Source organism: [Clostridium] citroniae WAL-17108 (assembly GCF_000233455.1).
GTDB lineage: Bacteria > Bacillota > Clostridia > Lachnospirales > Lachnospiraceae > Enterocloster > Enterocloster citroniae.
Genome location: NZ_JH376445.1, coordinates 1 through 1,300 on the forward strand (window position 1 = coordinate 1; position 1,300 = coordinate 1,300).

The 1,300-nt window shown below is 52.4% G+C and carries 4 protein-coding genes; all 4 read right to left on the reverse strand.

Annotated features, from left to right (window positions below):
* Positions 1 to 61: 61 nt before the first annotated feature.
* A complete protein-coding gene (locus tag HMPREF9469_RS30310) occupies positions 62 to 292 on the reverse strand; it encodes a hypothetical protein (protein ID WP_007868069.1) in 231 nt (76 codons plus the stop codon).
* A 145-nt stretch (positions 293 to 437) separates the two neighbouring features.
* Positions 438 to 743: a hypothetical protein gene (locus tag HMPREF9469_RS30315; RefSeq protein ID WP_007871764.1), complete on the reverse strand. Its 306-nt coding sequence runs from the start codon at positions 741 to 743 to the stop codon at positions 438 to 440.
* A gap of 35 nt (positions 744 to 778) precedes the next feature.
* Entirely contained in the window at positions 779 to 1,051 is a 273-nt protein-coding gene (locus HMPREF9469_RS30320) for a DUF6809 family protein (protein WP_002572741.1), read from the reverse strand.
* A gap of 2 nt (positions 1,052 to 1,053) precedes the next feature.
* Positions 1,054 to 1,300 (reverse strand): VVA0879 family protein (locus tag HMPREF9469_RS30325; RefSeq protein ID WP_007871766.1); only part of this gene is annotated, 247 nt, incomplete at its 5' end.

Here is a 1,300-nt window from a genome sequence, read left to right on the forward strand (position 1 = left end):
ACCAGTACCCGGGGCTGCAATGCGTATCTCATCCATGGATTCCGTGGTCAGCAGCCGCTCCTTATTCTGTGTCAGTATCCACATGTTCCTTCCCCCCTTCACCATCCGGTTCCATGCCGGTCTCCTCCGGCACTCCCGTTACCATCTCCCTTATGTAGCTGTGCGGCACGTTGCAGTCCACGGCATTTTTCATCAGTTCCGCAGATGTGCTCTCCCGCATTAACCGGTAAAAATCGGAAAAGGTGACCTCCACCCGGTCCTCTTTTGAGAATGCATCCATTAGTGTTCCCATCTGTTTCTCCTTCCTTCCGGTATCCCGGAAATGTTACTTTTTCTCAGTTTCCATAGCCTTCCTAATGGCCCTTAACTCCTTCAGGATTTCAATTAACGCCTTCAGAATCTCGACCTTGGTCGTATACTCAAACATTGCCATAATTTCACCTCCATAACCATCCCGGCTCCTGGCCTTTCCTCTTCCGTACCGGACTCAGGACCTTCAGCCTGGTACCATCCCACAGGACCTTCAGCCTGGCATGGTCCCACTCCGCTGCCCAACTTCCACGCATGGGTTCCTCTATCCGTTCAATCAGGTAACGAGCCTTATACTCCCTGCCGGTATCACTATAATAGGCAATCAGCTGATGGTGACGGATATCCAGCAGCTCCATAAGCTCAAAGTTTCTGTACTGCCCCATGTACCTGCCATGGTCATACAGCCTGAAATAGGTTGGTCGCCCTGCCATACCGGTCCCCCCTTCCCCTCAAAACCAGGCCTCATCTACCGGAGCGCTTCCACCATGAGCTGGATGCCTGCCTTCATCCCGGCTATGTAGTTCTCTTCCTGGGCCCTTCCTGATAGCTCAATATCCATTTCCTCTAATTCGTCAAACGCCTCCAGCTGGCCTTTTTTTAATGTTTTCCGGAATCTCTGGTGGGCTTCATAGTTCTCCTTCATCCAGCGTTTATATGCGCGGGAATAGTCCATTCCGTCAGCCGGACGGAAATCACCATGGAATATGCGTTTAAAGAGCTTCGTATGTTTCCCTGGCATGACTACACCCCCTGTCCTGCAAATGCAAAACACTCCGTCCCGATTCCTTCCTCATCCAGGACAATCATCCCCTTCCCATCCGGGATACCAAAGAGTCCACAAGCCGCCCAGTTGCATCCAGACGTATCCCCCGCTTTCGGGGCCCCCTTTCCCGTATATCTTCCAAGGCACTCCTGGCAGGCACAGTCTGGTCCTTTGGCTCCGGCCTCCATAAAATCCCTGATTGATGCAATATGTCCGCACATGGGG

Coding starts and splice junctions, on each gene's coding strand:
- HMPREF9469_RS30315 (WP_007871764.1), bottom strand. CDS start 743: ATGGCAGGGCGACCAACCTATTTCAGGCTGTATGACCATGGCAGGTAC.
- HMPREF9469_RS30310 (WP_007868069.1), bottom strand. CDS start 292: ATGGGAACACTAATGGATGCATTCTCAAAAGAGGACCGGGTGGAGGTC.
- HMPREF9469_RS30320 (WP_002572741.1), bottom strand. CDS start 1,051: ATGCCAGGGAAACATACGAAGCTCTTTAAACGCATATTCCATGGTGAT.